The sequence below is a fragment of the Pseudomonas sp. TWP3-2 genome (genome assembly GCF_049897765.1).
Classification (GTDB): Bacteria; Pseudomonadota; Gammaproteobacteria; order Pseudomonadales; family Pseudomonadaceae; genus Aquipseudomonas.
In genome coordinates this window covers 233,157-251,705 of the sequence record NZ_JAFCWW010000005.1, presented here as the reverse complement: position 1 = coordinate 251,705, position 18,549 = coordinate 233,157, and the positions used below count along the sequence as shown (strand labels likewise).

The window sequence follows — 18,549 nt, the reverse complement described above, 5'->3', positions numbered from 1 at the left end:
CCCTGTTCACAGTTTGTTCGGTGGCGCAGAATCCCTGCCTGCCCTACAAAGTCCGAACCAAGGAAACCGTATGAGCCTGTCCCTTCTGAGCCGCTACGCCTTCTTTGCCGGCTGCGTGATTTTCACCCTCGCCAGCCTGCCTTTTCTGCATCACGACTGGCTATGGCCGTTCACCGCCGTGACCGGCGTACTGAGTCTGATCGGTGTGTTCGATCTGCTGCAACGCCCGCACGCGGTGCGTCGCAACTACCCGATCCTCGGCAACATCCGCTATCTGGTCGAGGGCATTCGCCCGGAGATCCGCCAATACCTGCTGGAATCCGACAGCGATGCCCTGCCCTTCTCCCGCGCCCAGCGTTCGCTGGTGTACTCGCGAGCGAAGAATGAATCCGCCGACAAGCCGTTTGGAACGCTGATCGACGTATATCAGTCCGGTTTCGAATTCATCGGCCACTCGATGCGCCCGGCGCCGTTGAGCGATCCGGGCAGCTTCCGCGTCACCGTCGGTGGCCCGCAGTGCACCCAACCGTACTCGGCGTCGGTGTTCAATATCTCAGCCATGAGTTTCGGCTCGCTCAGTGCCAACGCGATTCGTGCGTTGAACCAAGGCGCGAAACTCGGCAACTTCGCGCATGACACCGGCGAAGGCAGCATCAGCCCGTATCACCGCGAAAACGGCGGTGATCTGACCTGGGAACTCGGCAGCGGCTATTTCGGCTGCCGCACCAGCGACGGCCGTTTCGACCCGGAGCGCTTCGCCACCCAGGCGCAGAATCCGCAAGTCCGCATGATCGAAATCAAGATGAGTCAGGGCGCCAAACCCGGTCACGGCGGGATTCTGCCCAAGCACAAGGTGACCCGCGAGATCGCCGACACCCGCGGCATCATGATGGGCGAAGACTGCATTTCGCCGTCGCGCCACAGTGCGTTTTCCACACCGATCGAGTTGATGCACTTCATCCAGCAATTGCGTGAACTGTCCGGTGGCAAACCGGTGGGCTTCAAATTCTGTCTCGGTCATCCGTGGGAGTTCATGGGCATTGCCAAAGCGATGTTGGAAACCGGAATTCTGCCGGACTTCATCGTCGTCGACGGCAAGGAAGGTGGCACCGGCGCCGCACCGGTCGAGTTCACCGACCACATCGGCGTACCAATGCGTGAAGGTCTGCTGTTCGTGCACAACACGCTGGTCGGTCTGAATCTGCGCGACAAGATCAAACTCGGCGCCAGCGGCAAGATCGTCAGTGCGTTCGACATCGCCAGCGTGCTGGCCATCGGCGCCGACTGGGCCAACTCGGCGCGCGGTTTCATGTTCGCCATCGGCTGCATCCAGTCGCAAAGCTGCCACACCAACAAATGCCCGACCGGCGTCGCCACTCAGGACACCCTGCGCCAACGCGCGCTGGTGGTGCCGGACAAGGCACAGCGGGTTTACAACTTCCATCGCAACACGCTCAAGGCGCTGGCAGAAATGCTCGCCGCCGCCGGCCTCGATCATCCGTCGCAACTCTCGGCCAAGCATCTGGTGCGACGCATGTCGGCCACCGAGATCAAACTGTTCTCGCAGTTGCATGTGTTCCTGAAACCGGGAGAACTGCTCACCGGGGAAGTGAATGGCGAGTTCTACTCGCGCATGTGGCAAATGGCGCGGGCGGACAGTTTCGAACCGCAGGATGTGGCGGCCGCTTAGCTTGTTCGAGGCGCTGGCCGGCAACAGAGGCCGGCGCTTCAATCGCTGTGTCGGCGAAACAATACAAAGCGGAAAAAGCTATAGCCGAGCAGCAGATTCAGCAATGAAAACGTGGTGACAGTCACCAGTCCGGGCAACTGGTAGATGTCAGCAATATGGCCCACAGCGAAACTCGCCGCCCCCATCACGCCGATGAACCCTAGGTAAGCGAACACCGAGGTCTGGTTCTCGAAGGTGTAAAGCGCGTTCACGTAAAATGAGAACGCTGCGGCCACGCAGAATGCCGCGAAATTGCTGGCGGCCTGATCGAGTCCGACGGCGGCGCAGAGTACGAAAAAAATTTGCCAGTGAATCAACGCATCCGCCAGCCCGATCACGAGAATTGCAGAGAATCCTTTCATTGCGCCTCCTTCCATTTCTCACTGGCGAAAACGCAAGCTAGTTCATGATGCAAGGCCGGTCTACTGTCAGAAATTACAGGTGCACGGTGGCATCCGACGAATGGCTACGCTAAAACCCTACCCAATAAAAAGCCCCGGTCAATCGACCGGGGCTTTGATGTTTCTGCGCTTTGGATTTACGAAACCGAACGCACCGCACCTTGCGGCACATTGGTCGGTTGCAGCTTGAACACGTAGAACACCACCGTCAGCAGCACCAGGAATGCCGGGCCGACGTACAGCGCGACACGGGTGTCCGGGAAGTACGCCATCAGGCCGACCACCAGTACCAGAAACGCCAGCGCCAGATACGAGCTGATCGGGTACAGCCACATCTTGTATTTCAGATTGGCTCGCTCGCTGGCACTCAGACCTTTACGGAATTTGAGCTGCGCCAGCAGGATCATCACCCAGGTCCAGATCGCGCCGAAGGTCGCGATGGCCGTGACCCAGACGAAGACTTTTTCCGGCACCAGATAATTCAGCAGCACGCCCAGCAACAACGCACCGATCGACAACAGCAATGCGCGACGCGGCACGCCGTTGCTCGAGGTCTTGGCGAAACCGGCCGGGGCCTGACCGTTCTGCGCCAGGCTGTAGAGCATGCGCCCGGTGCTGAAGATGCCGCCGTTGCACGACGACAGCGCAGCGGTGATCACCACAAAGTTGATGATGCCAGCAGCGGTTTTGATGCCCAGCCGTTCGAAGGTCATCACGAATGGACTGCCTTGCGTGCCGATTTCATTCCACGGGTAGATCGACAGAATCACGAACAGCGCGCCGACGTAGAACAGCAGAATCCGCCAGAACACCGAGCCGATCGCATTCGGGATGGTCTTCTGCGGGTTTTTCGCTTCACCGGCAGTCAGGCCGATCATCTCGACGCCGAGGTAGGCGAACATGACCATTTGCAGCGACATCAACACGCCCTGCACACCGTTGGGCATGAAGCCACCGTGCGCCCACAGGTTGGAAATCCCCAGCGCCACGCCGTCATTGCCGAAACCAAAAGCGATGATGCCGATGCCGCCGATGACCATCGCAATGATCGTGACGATCTTGATCAGCGCGAACCAGAACTCGAATTCACCGAAGGCCTTGACCGCGATCAGGTTGATCGAGCCCATGCTGATCAGCGCCGCCAGCGCCCAGATCCAGCGCGGCACATCGGGGAACCAGACGCCCATGTACACCGCGACGGCAGTGATTTCCGCGACGCAGGTCACCAGCCACAGGAACCAGTAATTCCAGCCGGTGAGGAAGCCTGCCAGCGGGCCGAGATAGTCTTGTGCATAACGACTGAACGAGCCGGCGACCGGATTGTGCACGGCCATTTCGCCGAGGGCGCGCATGATCACCAGGATCGCCAGACCGCCGATGATGTACGACAGCATGATCGCCGGGCCGGCCATTTCGATGGCCTTGGCCGAACCGAGAAACAGACCGACACCAATACAGGCGCCGAGCGCCATCAGGCGAATATGCCGTTCGCCGAGTTCGCGTTTGAGCGGGCCGCCTTCAGCGGTCTCGCCATGCGGCAGGTGATTGCCTACGGGCATAGGGTGCAACCTCATCTTGTTATTGGATTGACCACTGAGTGTCGAGGCGTCGGTTGGTTGGCCGACACCTCCCGAAACCGCGCCTGCTTCGTGGGCAAACGCGTCTTGCGGAACAAAACCTGCAAGATCAGCGGGGCGTGCAGTATAAAAAGCTTCGGACAGGGTAATTCACTCTATAAACGCCTTGATTCAGCGGCAAATATTGTGATTCACGCTGTTTTCGAGAGAAACCATCCTGCAAGTGTAGGATTTTTCGCTATCGAAACGGCCGGCGAGTATTGCACAGCAATGGTGCAGCGTCATGCCTATGCCTTGGTGGTATTGATCTTGGGATGGCTCTATTCCAAATGTCTTGAAGGCATCCCCCTCCCGTGAAGAGGGCATCCCTGTGGCGAGGGAGCTTGCTCCCGCTCGGCTGCGCAGCAGTCGCAAAACCTGCCCACGCGGTACTTCAGTGAAGCCATCACTACCGGACTTTGGCCTGCTGCGCAGTCCAGCGGGAGCAAGCTCCCTCGCCACAAAAGCTGTGTCCGGCAAGATTCTCGGAAAAATCCGACAGCTTTCTCAGGTTCAACTCGGAAGCTCAGCAGCTAGCGTATGAGTGATGAATCCAACAGGACGCAACGGAATGCGCAAACATCTACATTCACATCGACTTCGCCAAGGACGCTGCTCCGAATCGGGTCGCGCCTATTTGATCACCGCCGTGGTTTATGAGCGTCGCAGGATCTTCAGTGATTGGCGATTGGGGCGATTACTAGTAGCAGAACTCAGACGAGCCCATGAACAGGGCTGGGTCAACTCGATCGCCTGGGTTGTGATGCCTGATCATTTCCATTGGCTGGTTCAATTGGAAACAATGCGTCTGGATCAGCTGATGCAGGCAGTGAAATCTCGCAGCACACTCTCTATCAACCGAACGTTGAACCGAAAAGGTGCGTTCTGGCAAACCGGCTACCATGACCGGGCTATCCGCGACGGCGAAGACTTGAAGCCGTTCGCCCGTTACATCGTTGCCAATCCTTTACGCGCGGGGTTAGTAGATAAAATAGGCGATTACCCGCTCTGGGATGCCTGCTGGCTATGATCCACCCTGTGGCGAGGGAGCTTGCTCCCGCTGGACTGCGCAGCAGGCCGTAGGCTGGTAGTTATGGTTTGTCTGAAACACTGCATGTGCAGTTTTTTTGCGACTGCTTCGCAGCCGAGCGGGAGCAAGCTCCCTCGCCACAGGGTGTTCCCATCCAGGAGGAATAACACTACCTCACAATTTTTTCACCATCGCCAACCACCGTCTAAGCTTCAGACAAGTCCGATCAATCTGCGTGAATGGATCAGTCGACTATGGGCGCGTTATGGCAAACCGATTCGAGTGAAAAAGTGGTTCCGACTGAACGTGTGGATGAAGCGCCTATACCTGAAAAACCCCGCCGTAAACGGCACGGGTGGAAGGCTTTCTGGGTTCTGTTTCTGATTATCGCGATTGTGCTGGGATTGGCCGCGGCCAAGGAAATGCGCACTTCGCGTTTTCAGTCGCGCGAGGCCAGCCAGTACGCTGCCAAGCTCAAATACGAACTGCAACCCGGCCCCAGCGAGGCGATTCGCTATCCGGGCAACGGGCCGTTCGACTTGCGTCTGGGTTATAGCTCGCTGGATGAGTTCCTGCCGCGGCTGATCAAGCGCAACTATGTGATCATCGAACAAACGCGCTTCTCCCCGGCCCTGCTCAGCTATACCGACAAGGGGCTGTTCGTGCCCTATACGGAGAAAATCCAGGCCGGGCTGTCGATCACCGACTGCCGCGCGGCGCCGTTGTATCAGTACAAATATCCGCAACAACTCTATTCGAGTTTCGCCGCGATACCGCCGGTGGTAGTCAGCAGTCTGCTGTTCATCGAAAACCGTTTTCTGCTCGACCCCAAACAACCCCTGGCCAACCCGGCAGTGGACTGGCCACGCTTCGGCATGGCCGCGTGGTCGCAGGTGGCGAAGGTGCTGCGCCTGCCGGGCCAATCAGCTGGCGGCAGCACCCTGGCGACCCAGCTGGAAAAATACCGGCACTCGCCGGACGGCCTGACCGTGTCCGGCGCCGAGAAGATCCGCCAGATGATTTCCGCCAGCGTGCGCGCCTATCAGGGCGGGCCGGAAACGTTGCCGGCGCGGCAGAACATCATTCGCGATTACCTCAACAGCGTGCCGCTCTCGGCGGTGCCGGGGCACGGCGAAGTACACGGCATGGCTGAAGGCTTGCGGGTCTGGTATGGCGCGGACTTCAATACGGCCAACGCCACGCTCGCCAGTACCGCGACCGATCCGCAGACCATGGCGGCAAAGGGTCTGGCACTGCGCGAAATGCTTTCACTGATGATCGCTCAGCGTCGCCCTTCGCATTACCTGAGCAAGGGCCGCGAAGAACTGGTCAATCTCACCGACAGTCATCTGCGCGTGCTCAAACAGAACGGCGTGATCGACGCGGCGCTGGCCGATGCCGCACTCGCGAGCAAGATCAGCTACCGCGACTGGCAGACGCAGCCGACCATTCAGCCGATCGAAACCAACAAGGGCATCAGTGCCGCGCGCAGCCGCCTGGCGTCGATGCTCAACCGTCCGCTGTACGACCTCGACCGTCTCGACCTGTCGGCCACCAGCACCCTGCAAGGTGAACTGCAAACCCAGGCCACGGCCTATCTGAAAAAACTTGCAGACCCGACCTACGCCGCCGAAGTCGGCCTGATGGGCGAACGTCTATTGACCCCCACCAGCACCACTCAAGTGCGCTACAGCTTCACCCTGTTCGAACTGACGCCGGATGGCTCGCGCGTGCGGGTGCAGACCGACAGCACCGACCAGCCATTCGACATCAACGAGGGCAGCAAACTCGAACTCGGCTCCACCGCAAAAATGCGCGTGATGACCACTTACCTGCAGATCATCGCCGAGTTGCACGAGAAATACGCCGGCATGAGCGTGCCGGAATTGAAGAAAGTCGAGGTGCCGGATCAGGATCGCCTGAGCCGGTGGGTGATCGATTATCTGGTGCAAAACAAGGATCGCAACCTGTCGACACTGCTTGGTGCGGCGCTGGACCGTAAATATTCGGCCAGCCCCGGCGAGGCGTTTTTTACCGGCGGTGGCCTGCACACCTTCAATAACTTTCGCAAAGAGGACAACGGACGTATCCCGACCCTGCGCGACGCGTTGCGCGAGTCGATCAATCTGCCGTTCATTCGCCTGATGCGCGATCTGGTGCGCTACACCACCTACTCCGGCCCCAACAACAGCGCCGAGTTGCTCAAGGACGATCGCGACCCACGGCGTCAGGAATACCTCGCCTCGTTCGCCGACCGCGAGGGCACATCGTTCCTGCTCAAGTTCTGGAAAAAATACCGCAACAAAGATACCCGGGCGCGCCTGGAAACCTTCCTCGACAGCATGCGTCCGACGCCGATCCGCATGGCGGCGGTGCACCGTTATCTATTGCCGGATGCCAGCCAGCAAGACTTCAACACCTTCGTGCGCTCGCATCTCAAGGGCGCCAAGCTGACGGAGAAACTCACCGACGAACGCCTTGAAAGGCTATATCTCGCCTACGGCCCCGGCAGTTTCGATTTGCCTGATCAGGGTTTCATCGCCAAGGTGCATCCGCTGGACCTGTGGCTGATCGGCTACCTGCTCAATCACCCCGACGCGACTTTCAAGGACATCGTCAAGGCCAGCCAGTTCGAGCGTCAGGAAGTCTACAGCTGGCTGTTCAAGAGCAAGCACAAAGGCGCCCGCGACAGCCGCATTCGCACCATGCTTGAAATCCAGGCGTTCCTCGACATTCATCAGCGCTGGCAGCAAGTCGGCTACCCCTTCGATCACCTGGTGCCGTCACTCGCCACCGCCATTGGCAGCTCCGGCGATCGCCCCGCTGCACTCGCCGAGTTGATCGGCACCATTCTCAACGACGGCGTGCGCATGCCGACCCTGCGCATCGACAGCCTGCACTTTGCCGCCGATACACCGTATGAAACGCAGTTGGTCAACGATCCGCATGTGGGCAAACGGGTAATGCCATCGGAAGTGGCCACGGCCATGCGTGAGGCGCTGTCGCAAGTGGTCGACTCAGGCACCGCCAAACGTGTTTCCGGCAGTTTCAAACTGGCCGATGGCAGCCCGCTGATCATGGGCGGAAAAACCGGTACCGGCGATAACCGCATAGAGGCAATCGGCTCCGGCGGGCGGATTCTCAGTTCGAAGTCGATCAACCGCACGGCAACGTTTGTGTTCTACATCGGCGATCACCATTTCGGCACGCTCACCGCGTTCGTGCCGGGGCGCTCGGCGGAGAACTTCAAGTTCACCTCGGCACTGCCAGTGCAGGTACTCAAGGGCATGGCGCCGATTCTGATGCCGTATCTGCAACCCGGCAGCGATTCGCAATGCAATCCTGCGCAAGCCCCCTCAGTTGCGGCCGCGAGTTCAGCAAGGCCTGATCAACAATGAACCATCGAGGGTAGTAAATATGTATTTTCAACATTTCAATATTCAATGAATACTCCGTTAACCCGGCGCTTGAACAGCAGGCTTTTAAACTAATCATTCTGCGCATTGAACGTTAGGCTGATAATTCCTGACTTATTCAAGGCCACAACAATGAGCGCAACATCTATATATAAAGGGCAACATTACGACTTAATTAAATCGCATATTGATCCAGTGTTCAGCGACATGCAGTTGCATCGTGTGCACGCGTTGAAAAACATGCGTCCTGACCGGCAAACATGGATGACGCAGGCGCCGGCCCGTGAGCTGCACCGGCTGTCCGCCGACAATCGTAAAGCCTGGGCGGCGCAGAACAGGATCGACCGTTTGCTCGGGCGTCTCAAGGACGTGTACGCCTTCGCCGAGCCATTGTTGAAAGCCAGACTGCTTGAACGGTTCAATATCGACGTTGACGTAAAGAACACTTATGCACGGCTGTACTCTTCCGAAAAAACTCCGTGGTACGCCATCGATATAAACAAGGGCTCCAAAGCCAGAACCGTGTCCCTGATCGATGCTGCGCTGCATAACTTCGCCAGCGACGAAACTTATCAAACTTATTCAACTTTCATCAGCAAAACCGATCCCGCCCGAGACTTGTTCGATGTTTCGCCGATCAATAAAAAGATCAGCGTAAGCCAGTTCCAGACCTTGTGCCGGGAACTCGACATTGGCGCACAGTACAAGGCCCATCTCGAGACGCTGTTGCTCGATCGCGAGCCGGTGGCCGAAACCTATTTACGCACCCGCGTGCAGCAGAGCCAACAGGCCGCGCTGAAAGCGGCTGCACACATGGCGCAGATCAAAAAAGACATCGGCCACAGTGCCTACGCGCTAATTCGCGAGCTGCTTCTGGGGCGGCAGAACCTGATGCTGGATGGCCAGCCAATGCTGGTCTGCGACCTAGGCATGATGGACCTGACCTTCACCGGCATCCTGATCATTCGCCCTGATCCGGCGCAGCCACAACGCTCGGCGAACATGATCGCCTATGTTCCGCACGACCCCGAACATCCGCTCAAGGAATACCCGTCCACCCTGGATTTCATGAAGGAGTTGAGTCGCCAGTTGCGCGCCAACAAAACCCTGCCATCGACCGGCATCAACTACCGGCAGTTCTTCAGCCAATTCGTCGACCATGAACAGCGCGGACACTTTTTTGCCGGGCTTGAACAGCGCCTGACCTACGTCAAATGGTATCCAAAGGAGACGGCGGACTCGCGCCCGTCATGGCGCGAAACGCCGGTGGAGAAACCGCAACTGCAATTCAGCGCCCCGGCGATCACTACGCCGCTGTGGACGTATCTGTACCAGCAGCGGCTCAACAAGATTCTCAATGACACCCGCGGCATCGCCGTGTCGACGGCGGATGCCGACAGCAAATCGCGCTGGGCGTGGTGGAAAAATCTCTTGAAGATCGCCGAGGATATTTTCAATGCGGCGCTGCTGGTACTGACCCCGTTCGTGCCGGGGCTGGGTGAGTTGATGCTGGTCTACACCGCGTTTCAGCTGACCGAAGAGGTGGTCGAGGGCGCAGTTGATCTCGCGCAAGAGCGTTGGACGGAACTGGCGGAGCACGTGGTCGGGGTGGTGACTGACGTGATTCAGCTGGCGGCATTCGGTGCCGGCGCCGCGATCGGCAACGCATTTCGCCTGAAAATCTCGGCGTTTGTCGAAGGCCTGCAACCGGTGCCGTCGCTCGATAACAAAACCCGGTTGTGGCACCCGGATATCACGCCTTATGCACAAGCGGATCTGGCGCTACCTGACACATCAAAGCCCGACGCCAAGGGTCTGCATCAGTACGCCGGCAAAACCGTGCTGCCGCTGGAGGGCAAGCATTACGAGGTGAAATACGACCGCGACAGCGGCCGCCATCGTATTCAGCACCCTTCCCGCCCACAAGCCTACGCGCCGCAACTGCGCCACAACGAGCGTGGTGCGTGGGTGCACGAAGGGGAAAAACCACAGGATTGGGACGGCCCGGTGCTGATGCGCCGCCTCGGTCACACGGTGGATGCTTATACCGACAACCAATTGGAGGATCTGCGAAGCATCAGCGGGACACCTCACGATTGTCTGCGCAGGATGTACCTCGAAAACGCTGCACCACCGCCCTTGCTGGCCGACACTCTGGCGCGCTTCAAGACCTGGGATGAGACGCGCAACCTCAGCCAACTGATTCGTAACGGCCAGCCGCTGGAGCCGACAGCGTACTGGTTCGAACGCATGGTGCCGGACATGCCCGGCTGGCCCGCCGACAAGGCGCTCAAGGTGTTCGAGGATGCCCGATTGAGCGGGGTCTTTCGCAAATACGGTAATCCGCAAGCCAGCGATGCGCAGACGCTGAGCATCAGTCTGGCAGACATTCTGGCCGGCAAACTGGCGCAGCGAATGGTCGAGTTTCTCGACGATGGCGAGATGCACAGATTGCTCGGCAGCGAGTATCCGCCAGAGCAGCGCGCCCAGGCCTTGCGCAACCAACTGGCGCTCGCCGTCGAGACGCGCACGCCGGAGATCTTCGCCTACCAGAACCGACTCAGGGATTACACCGCTGACGCGCGCGTGCAATTGCTGCAACAGCAGTTCCCGCAGTTGCCCGCGCCAGTCGCCGAAACCTTGCTGACTACCGCATCGCCCGCCGAACAGAAAATCATCCTCGAGCAACAGCGCATACCGCTGCGCATAAGAGATCAGGCGCGTGAAAGCGCGTTTGAAGTCAGCACCGCGCGTGCCAGTGAAGGATTGTATGAGCCGGCGTTGCGGGTGCCTGACTCTGAACGAATGATCCTCAACGCACTACGCTTGCACGCCGACGCTTTCGCCGATTTGCGCATTGAAGTGCGCGACCTGTTTTATGACGGAGCATTGCGTTGCAGTGCCGGCAGTGAAGACGCCGCGACGATCCGGGTGCTGGTCAGGGACGAGCGCGGCCGCTATGCGGTGCGCGACCGTCAAGACAATCAACTGCATGCGGCCGGTGATTTGTATGAGGCAGTTTTGCTCGCGTTACCGCAAGGCAAGCGCGTCGCACTGGGCTACCGCCCCGGTCAGGGGCAGTTCTTCAGGCAATGGGTGATCGTCAAGACCGGGACACCGGCCGAGCGCAGGACACTGCTTGCCCGCTCGCCCATTCGTCCGGTGGTACCGCGGCAAACCGAGTTGCTGATGCGCGGCCCGGCGTTTTCCCGGAACGCCCTCACCGTCGAAGACAAAGTCAGGAATCTTTATCCGCATTTGAACGAGGCCGAGGTCTCGGCATTCGGTCGGTCATTGGCAGGCAACGGCGATGCCCATGTGCAAATCCAGCGCCTTGAGCAAGAGCTGAAGACGCTCAAGCAAAAACTCGCAGACTGGCGCCAGAGCTATCTGAGCGGCTGGGATGCCGAGTATCCCGATCCGCACCGCGCCCGCGCCTGGTGGGACTATCAACATAACGGTGGGCGCTTCGTTGCCGACCGGTTGCTGGCGTGTTTCGAAAGAACCAGTGAAGTGTTTGGCGAACGCAGCATCAGTGCGCAACAAGGCTATACCCTCGATCTTTCCACCGAGCTCCTGCGCCCCGATCTTGAACGCTGGTGGCGGGAAATACCTGAGGGGCTCAAACCGTGGATCGATCAGGTCACGACCTTGAACCTCGACAGAGCCTGGTTCTTCCCGGCGGCAGACGGTCTGCTCAGCGACTTTGCGCATCTGCGTCAGTTCAGTGCCCGCGGCTGCGGGCTGACCGAACTGCCGGAAAACGTCGGCAAAATGCGCCTGCTGGAAACCCTGCGGCTCAACGAAAACCAGATTCGACTGACGCCGCCGGCCATCGAACAACTACGCGACATGACGCACATGGAAACCCTGCGACTGGACAATAACCCCCTGGGTGTTGCGCCGAACATCGAGCGCATGCCTCGACTTAAAGTGCTGAGTCTGATCGACACCGGCATTGATAGCTGGCCTGCGGGACTGTTCAACAAGGCCCGTCCCCGAGGGTTCTTTCTTGACCTTGGGTCGAACCCGATCAGGCACATCCCCGACGTGCCTTTGGGTTCCGACGACGCGTGGCTGATTGCCCGCACCCGCGTACATGCAGAAATGCTGACGGACAGCGTTCGCACTACTTACGAGCAATACCGCGTTTCGGTGGGCATGCCCCCGCGCCTGTCCTACTCGCCAGCCGCCGGTAATTTACTCGAACGCTGGCCACTGTTCGTCGACACCACGCTCAGCCACGAAACCGTCGGGATCGGCGCATATCGGCCAGAGGCATGGCACGACCTGGCGCAGGAGCCAGGCTCGGAAGGTTTCTTCAAGGTGCTGGAGGGGCTGACCCGTTCCGCCGACTACGAAGAAGGAGGCAAAGCCAATGATCAACTGACGGACCGGGTCTGGCGCATGATCGGCGCCATGGACATCGATACACCTCTGCGCGAAGAACTGTTGCTGATGTCGACCAACCCTGAAGGCTGCGAGGACGCCGGCGCGCAGCTGTTCAACAACATGGGCGTCAGGGTGTTGGCCTCCGAGGCGCGCCTGTACTCGACCGACCGCGCGGAGCTGGAGCGCAAGCTGGTGACCCTCGCCAAGGGTTCTGCCCGCCTCGGCCAGGTCAGCGAAATCGCGCGCTCGGATATCAAGGCGCGCAGCGGTGATCCGGACGAAGTCGAGGTGCATCTGGCCTACGAAACAGGCATGGCAAAACCGCTCGAATTGCCGTGGCAGTCGGAAGACATGAAGTTTCGCCCCACCGCCGGCGTCAGCGACCAGACGATCGACAACGCCATCCAGACCGTGCTCGAGGCTGAGGCCGGTGACGGTCTGGTCAATCAAATGATCGAACAGCCGTTCTGGGAACAGTACCTGTGCAACAACTGGCCAGGCGAGATGGAAGCCAACAAACGCCTGTACATGGACAAGCTCGATCTGCTCGAGGAGCTCAAATCGGCGCAGGCCAAATGGGCACAATCGGCTGCGCTGCCGCCCACTCAACGCTACCTGCGCAAACAGAGGCTGAGTGAGTTGGCGCAACGCTATCCGATTGCCGAGACAGAGGTTTTCACCGGTGAGGAGATGAGTGCACAAACCTACGAGCGCTTGCTGCGTGAACTGGGTTACAGGGAGAAAGAGCTGCGCAGACAGCTGACTCGCGATGCGATGGCTCGCGCCGGCATCTGACGTCTCGTTCGGGCCGTGCCCCCCGCCCTGAAGATACTTTCAGGGCGGATTTTGAATCACTGGCCCGGCGCCTTGGCGTTGAACAACAGCAATACGTTACCGTCGTAATCCCCGGCTTTGTAGCCGCCCAGCGGTTTGATCGGGTTGATTTCCAGCAGCACCCGAGTACCCACAGCAGCGTCGGCGCGCGACACCACTTCGCGCGGAACAGTGTCCTGCCCCAACACCACACCGTTGAATTTGACGTGCAGCAAGATCTCCTCGCCCGGCTTGCCGTTGGACAACATTGCGGTGTGATCCAGGCGTGCTTCGATGGCGCTGGAGTCGTGGCGTACGTCGAAGTATTTGCGCAGCCCGCCCATGGTTCCCGACGGGTAATCCCAGTCGAGGCGCTGTGGGCGATGGATCCAGTCGGCCTCTGCCGGGATCACATAAAACGGCCGGCTGGGAATGGTCAGCGTGACCTCGAAATTGAGTTCCTCGCGGGCTGCCCAACTCGGCTCCCCGGTCAGAGCGGTGAAAGCCATCAGTGCGGCGACTGCGCATTGCTTGTTCATCATCGATACCTGGCGCGTCATGGGCAGCGGCCTTAGCGGCGCGCCACCTTGAGGTCTTTTTTACTGTCGCCTTCAATCAGCTTGAAGCGATACTCACGGCCCGCCTCTTTGTCGAAGGCGAAGGTTTTACCGGCCATGACGTGGTGCTTGGTGGTTGCGCCACAGTCGGTTTCTTTGCTCAATGAACAGCTCTTGAACTCGTCGATCACCAGCACCGTGTTGCCGTTGTTGCGGATTTCGTAGCGCTCTTGCGTGTCGCTGATGGCCGTGTCGAAACGCGCATTCCTGGGCCGTACAAAAAATATGGTGCCGAAGCCGGTCATCACGTTGACCCCGGCCGACAGCGATTTCTTGTACTCCTCACGGTCCTCCTGAGAGACCACGAATTCGTCTTCCTTCTCCGGCACTACCGGCACGAAGCGCACCCGAAAATAGCGTTCGCGGTCACGCTCGCCCATGTACAGCAAACGCGTACCCTGCATGCCCTGCGCCGGCACGATCAGCCGTGCCGGACTGGCCATGACGCCATTGCGCGAAGCACCGTCGGCAGCGTTTTGCACCGGGATTTCCTGGGCTTTGCCGTCGGCGTCGTAGACGATCTCCAGCACGTTGATCTTGACGAACGCGGTGCTGTCGCCGCTGTTGAAGACGCGTTTGAGATAGGTGCTCTTGTCACCGTCGAGATAGTCGTACACCGTGCCGACATTGATCTGCGGCCCGGCATTGGCCGCCATGCAAAACACTCCGGACAGCACCAGCAAACACGCACGTGTCATGGTCTTCAACCTCGTAAAAAAGAAACAATGATCCAGCCCGGAGATTCAGACTTCCGAATCGAAAATGATCGTGACGTTGCCCCACAGCGTGCCGTTCATGCCGGGTTTGAGCAGCGACTCAATCCACCGCGAGGGCATCTGAAAACGCAAGTTGCCAGGTTTGCGGTCGACGTAACGCGAGGGTTCGAAAGGGCCAAGCCAGGTGTTGTGCGTCAGCGTGCCGGTCCAGCCGTCGGTGTTGCCGGGGCCGACAATGCCTTTGGGTAGAGTGAGCCGAACCTGAAACTTGGAAAACCCCACCTGGTTGTTGCCGATATCGCATTCATTACCGCCCTGCGAGCTGCAACTCATCATCACCTTGAAGCGCGAAGACGCCGACAGGTAGAACAACTGGTCGCGGTAGATCTCGGTAGGCATGCGCCCACCGTCGATCCAGCGTTGCCAGCCGCCTACTGGCTCCATCGCGACTTTGTCGCCACCGGGTGGCAGGTCGACTTTCAGGGTGTGCTGCACGTCGAGCACAAAGTCCAGCGTCAGGTTGCCGTCATCCGGCACCATCATCGAGCCCATCTGGAAATCGCCGTTGGGCCCGATGGTGTAAGAGATCGAGCCGGTGTACAGCCCGGAGGACATGCTCAGCGGATTCGGGGTGCGTAATTCATAGGCAAAGTCGATGCCGTCGAATGACATCCTCGGGATTCGATAGGCCGCTATTTTGGAACACCAGGTCTCAATGGGAGTTTTCCAGAAAAACCGGTAGGTTTCGTCTGTGATATAGCCGACACCGCTGTACCGGCACGGCGAGGGCGCATAGTTCCACCTGTCGTTAGTCCAGAGCTTTTGATGTGCTTCGACATTGTCCGACGCCCCTCCAACCAGAATGGCGGCCTTCTGGCTCAGAACATATTTGGACCCGATACCCGTGATGCGTACCTCTACGGTCTCGTTCTCACGTGTGTCTTGATTGATCACGGTCAATCGCCGCCAATTCGCCGGCACCTTCAACGCCACAGTCTCATCGGACGTACCCGGGACGATCTCGCGGCTGGAATCGAAGCGCGTCGGTAACTGAATGCTGAACATGCCGAGGCTTGCGCACTCAGCCGGATTGATCGTGCAATAGCCGCTATTGGGCGTCTGGTTGACGAATACGTTCTTGTTCGGTTGCGAGGGATCCGGCTGAAAACGAGCGCGGATCTCCTGATTGAAAGCCTGCGCCGCCGGCATGCTCAGTAGCGCAAACAAGCCCAGACAAAAGCTCAACTTCTTCATGCTCAACCCGCCTTCAGATCGGTAAAGGTCGCATCCGCCAGGGTGTCCGGCGTGCAGCGCAGATCCCCGATCATCAACACATTGTTTTCGCTGCGGTGCTGATTCGCGTCGAGGCGGAACTGGCACAGCAAACGGTTATCCTGGCGCACCTCGAGGGTCGGCGAGCCGGCGTTCATTTCCATCGAGAAGAAGCCGTCGACCTCGGTCACCCCGCGACTGGCGTGATTGATCACGTGATGCCCCTTGAGCGGCTGGCCCTGCTCGTTGACCAGCCGACCGAGCACGGTCAGAGTTTTCATCACGCGGATCTTGCGATAATCGACGCCGCCCTTGTTCAGGTGATAGCGCGTACGCGCCGGTTCGATGGTGGCCGCCGGTACGTGGTTGCCCTCGAAATCGAAGCTCACCGAGCTGTTCTGATACGCGGTGATCGGGATGAAATTGCGCCCCGGTTTCAACGCGGCGGTGCCACCACTGAAGTCGTCGGCGCGCAGGGCGATGCCGTCGATATCCGACTCGACATCGACGATCATCCCGGCGCCGCGCATCTCGTACTGGCTGGTCATGAGCATCTGCTGGCCGCCGACCACCAGCGTGGTGTCGACGTTGAGGCCACCGGTGAGATTGCCGTTATAGGACGAACGCTGGACGAAGCCGTCGCCATTGATCGCGTCGGTGCGAAAGTTCGCCAGGCTGGACATGCCCAGGCCATAGGTGTCGGTGAGCGCCGTCACCGAGACGTTTTGCAGAATGTGATCCTTGAAATCCTTGCGCCAGCCGAGCGAGGCATTGTTGTCACGCCCGCCATCACGATCGGTACGCGAGCCGATGCTGCCGGTGAGTTGCTGGCCGGGTGCGCCCAACGCGAGGTTGATGCTCAGATCGACCCCGCGATTGCGTGCATCACCACTGCTGTAACTGCCCGGCCGGTCGAACAGCGACAGACGCCAGTTGGCGTCGCTGCCGAATAATTGCGTGCGTTGGGTCCAGCCCAGATCGACGCCCATACCTTCAACATTGCCCTCGCTGTGCGAGACGCGAGCGTTGAGCGAATTCTTGCTGTTGATCCGGTGATTGAGCGCCAGCGATGAATTGCTGGTTTCGCCGATGAACACATTGCGCTGACGGATCCGCGTGCCGTCGGGCAGGGTTTCATATTGGTCGGTGGTGTCGAGCCAGCTGCGGTTGTGGCTGATCACCAGACTGCCGGAACCGTAGTTGTACAGGCTCTGCAGATCCAGCCCGGTGCCGTGATCCTCGGTTTGGTAAACGTTGGCATACAGGCTGATTTGGTTGGCCAGCGTCCAGTCGATAGAGGTGCCGTATTGCAGCTTTTCGCGAATCTGCCGCGCCGATAATCCGAGGATTACTCGCGGGTGCATCAGGTAATTCAGTGACGCGCCAGCGGTGGCGCTGCCGCTGGCCTGCTGATCCCAGTTGCTCAGCAGTTTCTGTTCTTCGCCAGCGAACAGGTTGTAGCGCCAGCGTTCGTCGAGGTTGCGCCAGTTGTTGGGCTTGTACACCAGCTCCTGGGTCGAGGAAGTGATCTGGCCGTCCTCGATCAAACGCACTTCGACTTCATAGATGCCGCCGGGCAACGGGCGGGTGTCGAGGGTCTGCAAACCGGCGGGTACTGACTGGGTATTGATCAACAGCCCATCGCGCCAGATCTCCACCGAGCCCTGGCGGTTGGACGTGACATAGATGGGATAAACGCTGGGCATCGCGTTGTTGATCGCCAGACTGTCGGAGCTGCCGTACATCACGCCGACGGCGGTGTCGGGGCTGGTGCCGAACGTGCGCGGCTGGCGCGTCAGCCCTTCGGAATTGGGTGTGAAATAGCCCAGACGCAAGAAATTGCCTTGCAGTTCGCGCTGGGTATAAAGCTCATGGATGGCGTGGTAGAGCTTGTCGTCCGGGCCGCCGAGACGGGCCATCTGCATGTTGAAGGTCTGGCTCCAGTTGCCGAGGCTGCCGCTGGCTTCGAGACCGAAGCGCCCGCCCAGATCCTGATCCTGACCGCCATTCAGATTGAGTTGATTGCGCACCATCAGGCCGCTGCTGCCGCCAATCGGCTGGTCGTGGTAACGCTTGATTTCGAGGTCGCGTTCGGCGTTCTCGGTCAGAATCGAAAGCAGTGAGTTTTGCAGGTTGTAATGCACCGCCAATACCTGATCCGGGCATGCACCGTTGCACGCTCCGAGCGGCACGCCGGGCTTGAGATAGGCCGCCCATTTTTCACGCTCGGCGGGGGTGTAGCGGTTCTCACTGGTGTCGGTAAATTCGAGCAGGGTGACGCGATCATCACGGGACAAAACCACCATGGCTTCACCCAGCATATGCTGGTCGAGTTCGACCCGCACGGCCAGCGGCACGTCGAAGAAGTGCTCCTCGAAATCCGCCGGCAAACCTTTGGCCTGCGCCAACAGACTGCGCGGTGTGGTGCCGGCGGGTTCGGAAGCTGCCGCTGCGCTGGCACAAAACAACAGCGCAAGCGCAGCCGCGATGGATGTCATCGGGAACATGAACTCTTACTCTGATTTACAAACACGTTGAAATCCGGCG

General features: G+C 59.3%; 10 protein-coding genes. 4 read left to right on the top strand and 6 right to left on the bottom strand.

Going from position 1 to position 18,549, the window contains the following annotated elements; translation table 11 throughout:
• Nucleotides 1-70 precede the first annotated feature (70 nt).
• Nucleotides 71-1,690, top strand: a complete 1,620-nt coding sequence (locus tag ACP7EE_RS10610; RefSeq protein ID WP_426234458.1) for an FMN-binding glutamate synthase family protein — start codon at nucleotides 71-73, stop codon at nucleotides 1,688-1,690.
• A gap of 38 nt (nucleotides 1,691-1,728) precedes the next feature.
• On the opposite strand, the gene ACP7EE_RS10605 is transcribed toward ACP7EE_RS10610, so the two are convergent.
• The gene (locus ACP7EE_RS10605) at nucleotides 1,729-2,091 is read right to left on the bottom strand and encodes a GtrA family protein (protein ID WP_420650610.1); all 363 of its coding nucleotides are present in this window, start codon (nucleotides 2,089-2,091) and stop codon (nucleotides 1,729-1,731) included.
• Nucleotides 2,092-2,267: 176 nt separating this feature from the next.
• Complete coding sequence (locus tag ACP7EE_RS10600) at nucleotides 2,268-3,689, bottom strand: amino acid permease (RefSeq protein WP_426234457.1); 1,422 nt, start codon at nucleotides 3,687-3,689, stop codon at nucleotides 2,268-2,270.
• Nucleotides 3,690-4,317: 628 nt separating this feature from the next.
• On the opposite strand from ACP7EE_RS10600, the gene ACP7EE_RS10595 reads away from it, so the two are divergent.
• The 3 genes from ACP7EE_RS10595 to ACP7EE_RS10585 all read left to right on the top strand — a co-directional run bounded on the left by ACP7EE_RS10595 (nucleotide 4,318) and on the right by ACP7EE_RS10585 (nucleotide 13,379).
• On the top strand, nucleotides 4,318-4,776 hold the full coding sequence (locus ACP7EE_RS10595; protein ID WP_426205958.1) for an REP-associated tyrosine transposase: 459 nt from the start codon (nucleotides 4,318-4,320) through the stop codon (nucleotides 4,774-4,776).
• A 254-nt stretch (nucleotides 4,777-5,030) separates the two neighbouring features.
• On the top strand, nucleotides 5,031-8,174 hold the full coding sequence (locus tag ACP7EE_RS10590; RefSeq protein WP_426234456.1) for a transglycosylase domain-containing protein: 3,144 nt from the start codon (nucleotides 5,031-5,033) through the stop codon (nucleotides 8,172-8,174).
• Between the two features lie 225 nt (nucleotides 8,175-8,399).
• Complete coding sequence (locus ACP7EE_RS10585; protein ID WP_426234455.1) at nucleotides 8,400-13,379, top strand: NEL-type E3 ubiquitin ligase domain-containing protein; 4,980 nt, start codon at nucleotides 8,400-8,402, stop codon at nucleotides 13,377-13,379.
• 56 nt (nucleotides 13,380-13,435) lie between these two features.
• Here the strand turns inward: ACP7EE_RS10585 and ACP7EE_RS10580 are convergent, their stop codons facing one another.
• The 4 genes from ACP7EE_RS10580 to ACP7EE_RS10565 are packed head-to-tail and all read right to left on the bottom strand — an operon-like array spanning nucleotide 13,436 to nucleotide 18,509.
• Nucleotides 13,436-13,957, bottom strand: a complete 522-nt coding sequence (locus tag ACP7EE_RS10580) for a CS1 type fimbrial major subunit (RefSeq protein ID WP_426234454.1) — start codon at nucleotides 13,955-13,957, stop codon at nucleotides 13,436-13,438.
• A gap of 11 nt (nucleotides 13,958-13,968) precedes the next feature.
• A complete protein-coding gene (locus ACP7EE_RS10575) occupies nucleotides 13,969-14,712 on the bottom strand; it encodes a molecular chaperone (protein ID WP_426234453.1) in 744 nt (247 codons plus the stop codon).
• A gap of 45 nt (nucleotides 14,713-14,757) precedes the next feature.
• Nucleotides 14,758-15,984, bottom strand: coding sequence for a hypothetical protein (locus tag ACP7EE_RS10570; RefSeq protein ID WP_426234452.1), 1,227 nt, complete (start codon nucleotides 15,982-15,984; stop codon nucleotides 14,758-14,760).
• Nucleotides 15,985-15,986: 2 nt separating this feature from the next.
• On the bottom strand, nucleotides 15,987-18,509 hold the full coding sequence (locus ACP7EE_RS10565; protein WP_426234451.1) for a CS1-pili formation C-terminal domain-containing protein: 2,523 nt from the start codon (nucleotides 18,507-18,509) through the stop codon (nucleotides 15,987-15,989).
• Nucleotides 18,510-18,549 lie beyond the last annotated feature (40 nt).

What these genes read in the sequence shown, in the direction of transcription:
- ACP7EE_RS10595 (WP_426205958.1), top strand. Translation starts at nt 4,318, where the DNA reads ATGCGCAAACATCTACATTCACATCGACTTCGCCAAGGACGCTGCTCC.
- ACP7EE_RS10575 (WP_426234453.1), bottom strand. Translation starts at nt 14,712, where the DNA reads ATGACACGTGCGTGTTTGCTGGTGCTGTCCGGAGTGTTTTGCATGGCG.
- ACP7EE_RS10570 (WP_426234452.1), bottom strand. Translation starts at nt 15,984, where the DNA reads ATGAAGAAGTTGAGCTTTTGTCTGGGCTTGTTTGCGCTACTGAGCATG.
- ACP7EE_RS10590 (WP_426234456.1), top strand. Translation starts at nt 5,031, where the DNA reads ATGGGCGCGTTATGGCAAACCGATTCGAGTGAAAAAGTGGTTCCGACT.
- ACP7EE_RS10585 (WP_426234455.1), top strand. Translation starts at nt 8,400, where the DNA reads ATGCAGTTGCATCGTGTGCACGCGTTGAAAAACATGCGTCCTGACCGG.
- ACP7EE_RS10600 (WP_426234457.1), bottom strand. Translation starts at nt 3,689, where the DNA reads ATGCCCGTAGGCAATCACCTGCCGCATGGCGAGACCGCTGAAGGCGGC.
- ACP7EE_RS10610 (WP_426234458.1), top strand. Translation starts at nt 71, where the DNA reads ATGAGCCTGTCCCTTCTGAGCCGCTACGCCTTCTTTGCCGGCTGCGTG.
- ACP7EE_RS10580 (WP_426234454.1), bottom strand. Translation starts at nt 13,957, where the DNA reads ATGACGCGCCAGGTATCGATGATGAACAAGCAATGCGCAGTCGCCGCA.
- ACP7EE_RS10565 (WP_426234451.1), bottom strand. Translation starts at nt 18,509, where the DNA reads ATGTTCCCGATGACATCCATCGCGGCTGCGCTTGCGCTGTTGTTTTGT.
- ACP7EE_RS10605 (WP_420650610.1), bottom strand. Translation starts at nt 2,091, where the DNA reads ATGAAAGGATTCTCTGCAATTCTCGTGATCGGGCTGGCGGATGCGTTG.